Below are 7,608 nucleotides of genomic sequence, written 5' to 3'. Positions count from 1 at the left end.
TTCGTTCGGGTTGGATACATCTTAGCACGCTGTCCAGTTTTGCCGGACCACTTCAAATACCCGCGTGCCCCCGGATGAGTTGTTCAAATATTGGCAAGGATTTTCAAAAAAGCACCGCCCAATCAAGATTGGACGGTGCTTTCGTCGATTTGGTGCATGATCACTCGATGTCGAGGGTGTAACCGACGTTACCTTGCAGGCGACCGCCAGCTTTCCCAGTATAAGAACCGAACGACGCTTTTCCGCGCCCTTGCACGGCGAACCAGCCGAAGATGTCAAATGCCTGATCCACATTATCGTTAAACTTCGCAACGATCTGCTTGTAGACCAAAGAGGCCGCATAACCGCCAAGCAACGGTAGCCCGCCCGGTTTTTCATCGCCCTGCGGATCGGTCAGTTGCTGCAGGAATGTCCGGGTCTGATCCACGTCAGTGCGAATACCCAACGCAAGCGCTTCTGCATCGGCGGGTTGGTTAACACCAAAAGTTTTAGAAATTATCACCCCGATCGTGGCCGCAAGAGCCCGGGTGCCAATTTCATTCACGGCAATGTCACCCAGAGCAAACCCAAACGCACCGGCATTGAAACTCACCTCATTGGTGTTGGGATCACGGGACGCAAAGTTGAATGTCGCGCCCAAACCGCCGCCACCGCCAGTTTCAAAATCGACATTCTGCGCCCCGGTCGAAAAGAAGCTGGCCATACTGCCCAGGCCAGCCGCAAAGTTCTGTGCATCGCGCAACTGCACATCACGACCGGCCCACACATCCCGTGCGATCGTCACGGCAGCGACCGCAGCTCGGTATTGCGGGTTCGTGTTGGCAAAGGCGAACGAGGTCGCTAGGAACGTTGTGACCAAACCACCATACGTCGCATACGCAGCAGCCACATTTGTGCGCGCCGTGTCATATCGTGTCTTTAGGGCGGTCAGATCGGCCAGACCGGTCTGAAAGTCTTGGTTCAGACCGGTTTCGTCGGCTGCCAACTGGTTGAACGTCTCTAAGCGAGATGAAAAAATCTCGTAGGCAGCTTGATGCGGCACGGACAGCGCCGCGGCTCTTTCTTGAGCCGCCAAATATACGGGGTCGTCTTGGGCAACGCCGTCAGCAACAAGGTCTGAAAGCGCCTTCACTGCGGAATCCAATTCGTCGTCAAGTGGATTGAATACGTCTATTGCATCATTTAGGTCGCTCGCAGCCTGCTGAAGACCAGGGTCCAAATCGACGATTGTATCTCCCAAAGTATCGAGTCGGTCGGCAAGTACGCCCATTTTCAACCGGATGACGTTCGAATCCTGATCCAAGCCGCGATAGGTCGCGAATGCGGCATCAGACGCATCAGATGCGGCGACGAGTGTGTCTGAATTCGAAGCGGCAACGTCATAAGTTTCTACGGCGGTGACGTATGCCGCCTCTGCTCCGTCATAGTTCGATTGTGCATGGCGCAGCGAAACCACTTCGTTGGGATTGACTGTCGTCGGCAGGACCGGTGGGTTAATATCGCGGGTCAACCAGTTGTAAAGTTGATAAGGTGCGCTGTTTGTACCGTTGAGAAGTTCGACTGCCAACGAAACGCTGGACTGATAGCGAACATCCGGCTGGAAACCAGTGTTGATATTTGGACCCTGCGCGTCTGTGGGAATGAAAGGTATCACAATGTCGCGAATAGCGACAAAGCCAAAGTCACCGCCAAAGTTTTCGCCGTTGGCGCTTGGTATGAACCGCTGGAAGGTCCCGGCAATGGCTCCGCCAATCCGGTTGTTCCCGACGGTTCGCGCGAAACCTGCAATTGGTGCCGTCAGACGTGATATCTGCTGATAGCCCTGTGTCACAAGTTGCGACACGGCGTCCGGCGCGAGCCAATTTACCGCGGCGCGCGTTTTATCAACCAAGTCACCCCCGTTGAATTCGGGGCCCACCGATGTCAGCTGACGCAGGCGCAGGCCCCAAACAGTATTGCCATGCGCGTCTGTGCCGGTCGGCGCCGTCACGAAGACGCGCAGTTGGTTTACTGTTGCGCCCGGCCCGACCGGAACCGTAAATTCGGCGGCAATGTCAAAGCGCACATGTTTGTCAATAAAGCTTGCCGCCTCTGCCGCAGACAGCTTGGTTGGCGCGCTGGTTGGTGACGTCGTCGGCGAACCAGATGGCACCCCCGAAGGCAGATCTGTCGGCGCGCTGGATGGGCGCGAAGATGGGCGCCACGACGGGGCATCAGATGGTTCATCGGTGGGTATGTCAGTCCCATTCTGCAGCATACGCGGCGCATGATACAGTTCACCATCGATGACCTGATAGCCATACGAGTCAAGCAAGGCGCGGCCATGTTCCGTCTTGGTCAGCTCGTCCAGATATTCGCCCTTGTAGGTGTCGTAGTTGTCGATGAAGTCCTGCAACTCTGGATTTTGCGCCAGCAGCTCTTCCATGCCGGCTTTTTGGATGGCTTCGGGAATGTACTTCAGGTCGGCACCTTCGCGGACGATCTGAATAGCAGCGCCGACACCTGCCGACAGCAACTGGACCATGACCCCCAGGTTTTCGACGCTCGGGGGCTGGCCCGCATAGGCGCCTTGTCCCAGCGCCATATCGGCCAGATCACCAATAAAGGCCTGTTCATTGACGCCGAAATAACCGCCGGTTCCGTCCGGATCGCCAGTCCCACCAAGGGCCTTGAGGTGTTCCGCGGCATCTGCAACAAATTTGATCGCAGCAGCATCACCGCTTTCGATCTTGTCGAAAAGTATGGGCACAACATTGTACAACCCATTGTCGATGATGTCGTCAAACGACATTGTACCATCGAGATAGGCAGTGATCATCGACACTTCGATACCGGTAATGTCGGACAGTTCCTGTGCAAAGGCTCCCAAATCGTCGCCAAGAACGCTTTGACTACCCGCAAGAAGTGGCTGCACCGCCAGTGCCTTGTCCATATCCATGCCTGCGATCAGCTTTTGGAATGTCGTGAACGACACTTTGTCGAGATTGGCCGCAGCCTGTTCCGGGGTCATTTCATTCAGACGCTGCGAGGCGTTTTCATACCCGAAGTGATACAGCGCAAATTCACCCAGTTCGGCGCCGTTGACTGGATCGTCGAAGGCCGCAAACGGATCGTTGAGGAATTGGTTGCGCGCGATGTCTCCTGCGGTTGGCGTCGTTGTTGCCGCCGCATCGGCGGCACTCCAGTCCTGCAAGTTGTCCCAGCTCACTGTGGAGCTGTATTTGACATAGGCGGCTGTCAATCCAACGATCGCCGCGACGGGAAGTCCGATAGCGGGGTTGGTAAGGTCAACATTGGACCACAGGTCATCAAGGATGGTCAGCGATGGCAAATCAATGACTGGGAGATTGAAGTCAAAGCTCTGAAGCTGGCGCCCGTGTATAACATGCACCTCGTCCAGATGAGACAAGGCCGATCCAGCCGCATCGATCCCGTCAGGCCCTTGGCTCGCCATCGCCGTCAACAGGTTTTCCACGATGGCCTTGTTGTCTGCGGATCCATCGGGTGCGCCAAAGAACTTGAGCGCCGAATAAAGCAAGTGTCCCGCAATCATTGGATCCTGCTCGGTCAACGCCTGCAGAATTGCGCCTGCGGCCTGATACTCGGGACTTGTCGGGTCACTCTCAACGGCTTTGATCAGGGCCCACTGCAACGGTCCGCTCGTGTTCAAACCTTCGTCTTGGCTGTAGTAATTGTTGGTCCCCAGCAAGATGCTTGAAACCTCGTAGGTCAACAGGTTTGCAGCCGTTTCCGGTGGCAATGCCGCGAGCAGGTCATTGTAGAACGACTGGGGGCGTCCGCCAACTTCGCTATGGGCTGCGAAGAACGCGTCATATTGCTCTTTCGGCGATCCCTTGGCGGCGATAAGGGCGGCAACGGTCTGCGCATCGCCACTTGACGCAGCCGAAACAAGCTCCGCGCGTTCAGCCGCATCCAGCGTATGCTGCGCCTCAAGATCCGCAGCAAGCTCGGGCGGCAGGATATCGAGAACCTGTTCAATGACACCCGCATGCGTGTCTGTCTTCTTGGGAATTTGGATCGTTATTTTCGCACTGCCGGCAGCGCCGCCAAATTCATCCGTATCTTCCCAGATGATTTCACCGCCGACCATCGCCGCTAATTTTTCGACGTTGCCGCCAAATGCATCACGATCAATCCACAGGGAAATCGTGCCGCCGTCTTTATTGATCATCCGCGCAATTTGCTCGACATTGTGATCGTATAGCGGCGCGTTCTGCATCGTGATCGTATCAGCGAAACCCTCTGCAAAAGGGAAATCCTGATCCCAGCTTTCCACACGTACAAGGTTTGGAATCGGGACCGACGTATCCTGTGTCTGATGTGTCCCGTCGCCTATAATGCCATCAGCTGCCTGAAGGTTGATGGCCCCGTCAAACCCGGTCTGAAGGCCGTAGGAATCCACCGGCCCCTCGCCGCCGATATTAACATGAACATGCGTATCGTCGCTAATGCCCAAGTCCTCGCGCGAAACTTCTGCGCCATCGGGAATTGCTGCAGGCGGGGTCATCCCAAAATGCCCGTACAGCGCCTGCACGATGTCAAATGGCGTTTCCGGCCCGCTCCCGGTCGTCGGTGCGACCGCGTCACCATAAAGCATTGCCGCAAGCTCTGAATTACTTGCGCCATTGGCCTGGGCAATCAGTATTTCCTCAGCCAGATTGACCGCTTGAAGTTGGTAATTTGCGCTTAGCCCGCCGGTCTCATCAGGGTCCAATGTGCCTGTTGTATCAGCCGCCCTGACCTCAGTGACATCTGTTCCGTTCCCTTGCAGGATCTGTTCTTTCGTTGCGCCAACCGCGACAACGCGGGCCGTTGACGCCAGCAGTTGAACGCCCAATGGGGTCGTCAGGGCGCCGTGCGTCGCGCTCAGCAATTTCAGGGCGACCCGTTCGGTGATCTCGCCATCTGCCAGCAAAAGCTCGACGACTTTGGCAACGCCTGCCGCTCCACCGCGGCTTGCGCCTGCTTCCAGGCTGGCAACTGCAGCGCGCGACAGCGATGTCTCCAAGAGTGATGCACCCTCTTCCCCCAAGGCATCGCGCAATCCAACCTCAAGACCGGTTCGCGCAGCGGCGATTGCAGCCGCGTCACTTCCCAGGGACAACAGCGTCAGGCCCGTAAAGAACCCATCAATAAAGCGCGCGTCGTTGATTTCTTCTTTGACCTTATCCGTCAGAACGGTGAAGCCCGCAGCGCCGTTTCTGCCTCGGTCCACCAGCGCTAGTTCTGCGTTGGCGGTGGCATCTTCAGCCTGCTGTTTGTTCCCATGCGAACCGCCAAAGACACTGAACGCGGTTTGATGGTCCGGGTGTCGTTGGTATTCCTGCGCCCAGTGGCCTGCCAGCTGCGCACGGTCGGTTATCCCTTTGATTCCACCGATAAAGCCGGAAAGTGTCTGATCGTACGGGGCAACCCCCATCTTCTCGAACATGAACGCCAATGCCTCGGCATCAGATACCGTAGGGGCACCAGCAATCGGATCGGTGCTCAACAGGGATTCAACAGCCGTGCCTTCATGATGCCCAAAGACACCGAACCGGTTTGTAAATGGTTCAACAGGTGTCAGCGCACCCGCGGATTCGAAATGGGTATATTGTTGATGGAAATTCTGCGCCAGACGCACAAGAGAGCTCTGACCAGAGATGACATCACCATCGCTGTTGTACCGGACGACGGTATTGTTGTCATAGATTGCCATCGCGCGCTGCGCGTAGAACGCCTTGATCTGCGGAACGTTCGTCACTGCGGCGTTGACGATCGTAATGTCTTTTGAGTGTACTCTGACGATCAGCGCGTCATATTCGGAAAGACTGGTCCCGGATGTACGTACGACCGTACCGTCCGTCTCAACATACGTAAAATCATATAAGAAGGTTTGCGTTAGCACGAGCTCGCCCGGATCTGTGGTATACCCGGCGTCGACCGCACCGCGATGCAACGTAATATCGCCGTTCTTGTCCTGTTCGATCAGGTCCATCAATTCGCCGTAAGTGACCAGACTATCGACAGGTGCTGCCCCAGGTGTCGGTGAATAGCTGACCCGAAACACTGCGAGGTTAGGGTCTGTCAGGATCGCATCTGAATCCAATTGCTCCAGAGTGGGCCCGTCCCAAGGACTGTCTTCGCCCATTGCCTCCATTTCGGTGATCAGTTCATTGCCCGTGCTTACCAACGCTTTGACACCCGCGTGATTGGCTAAGTCACCCTCATCAATCCCGCCGTTGATAATGCTCTCATGTGAAATTCCAACAACCGAGAAGTCTTGCGACCTACTATTGGTGAGCGCGTCAGCAGCGGCATCGCCGGTATCCGCGCGATTGGTAAGATAATCGCTTGTACCCGACTGGAACATGTCGTTGTTCAGTGCCCGCACAAAGGTACGCTGCGATGCGGCTGGATCGTCAGCAAGCGTCAGTGCCGTCGCAGAATAGGTGGTAATACCAGCATCTTGGCGCACTTGCTGTTGCTGTATTGAATAGAACAGGCCAGCCCCATCGGTGATGACACGCTCCATGGCGGTACTATCGACGCCCGTGAACATGCTGACATCTAGATCAGTAGCCAAGTTCCCATCGGCATCAATGTTGGCATCAAAAAAGGCAGGCCATTCAGCTTCGCCGATAGCATCCGCGGGTATATCATACACCGATTGCACGTAGGTCAAAACATCCTGAGCGCTAAAATTCGGCGCCTCATCACCAAAGTCGTTGACCATAGCTTGGTGCAGGATCGCAATCCGCTCGACACCAGCCGAGGTGCTGATCGCTTCAGGCGTGTCCCCTGTGACCTCACCGTCGACCTTATGCAGCACGCGCCCTGATCCTGCGACGTCGCCGCGCATTGTTATAACGACATCATTAAAGTCGCCATCGCCGTTTGCCCTGTCTTCAAAACCAACCGTGACCGTCCCGTCTTGATTGACCGTTCTGATGGCTTGACCGGAGTCCATGCCAATCACTTGACCGGTTGAAAGGTTACGCACCCGTATCTCGACATTGGCGGGCGAGCCTTGCAAGCTGGCTGACTCCCCACTTTGGCCACTGCCCGCATGTGATCCAAACGCGACCCACGCGCCCGTCACTGGGTCTTTGTAGTCGACCGCTAATTGATCCCATGCGTCATAGGTGACGTTGGCCGAGGTGGTGACGGCACTGGGTTGTTCTGCGAGCGAAAAGGTGACCGACGCGGTGTGCCCGCGGTCCAGGTGATACCCGGACCTCACGCGCAGATTTACGGTGTACGTTCCGTCGCCATTGTCGACGACGTTGACGGTGGGCCGCTGCGACGTCGGACGCCCGGTCATTTGCCACAGCTGCGGCATAATCTGCGCCACAACGGCATCGACAGCCGTCTCCTGAGTGAAGTCAAAGCCGTTGATCACCGTCGGTTCGCCTTCGGGCCAGTCAACGACTGCGCTGTAATTGAAATCCTGTGTCTGCGGCGTTTCCACAGGCGGCGGCGGGAAGCCGCCCCACAGGTCGCTATAGGCGACGGCATTATCCGCGGCAAAGCCGGGCTGGCCAACCAAGGATAGCTCTTCGCCAACCGGCGGCGCTGCGCCGACAAAGCTGTAGCCGACAATCGGAG

Annotated in this window: 1 protein-coding gene; it reads right to left on the bottom strand. The window is 56.4% G+C overall.

Features of this window, described 5'->3' with window-relative positions; genetic code table 11:
• Nucleotides 1–160 precede the first annotated feature (160 nt).
• Nucleotides 161–7,549 (bottom strand): hypothetical protein, encoded by a 7,389-nt coding sequence (locus QZ196_RS16745; RefSeq protein WP_296428467.1) that lies wholly within the window; start codon nt 7,547–7,549, stop codon nt 161–163.
• Nucleotides 7,550–7,608 lie beyond the last annotated feature (59 nt).

The organism is Yoonia sp. (assembly GCF_017854565.1).
Lineage (GTDB): Bacteria > Pseudomonadota > Alphaproteobacteria > Rhodobacterales > Rhodobacteraceae > Yoonia.
Note: the sequence above shows the minus strand (reverse complement) of the source record. Positions and strands in the feature narration are given on the sequence as shown.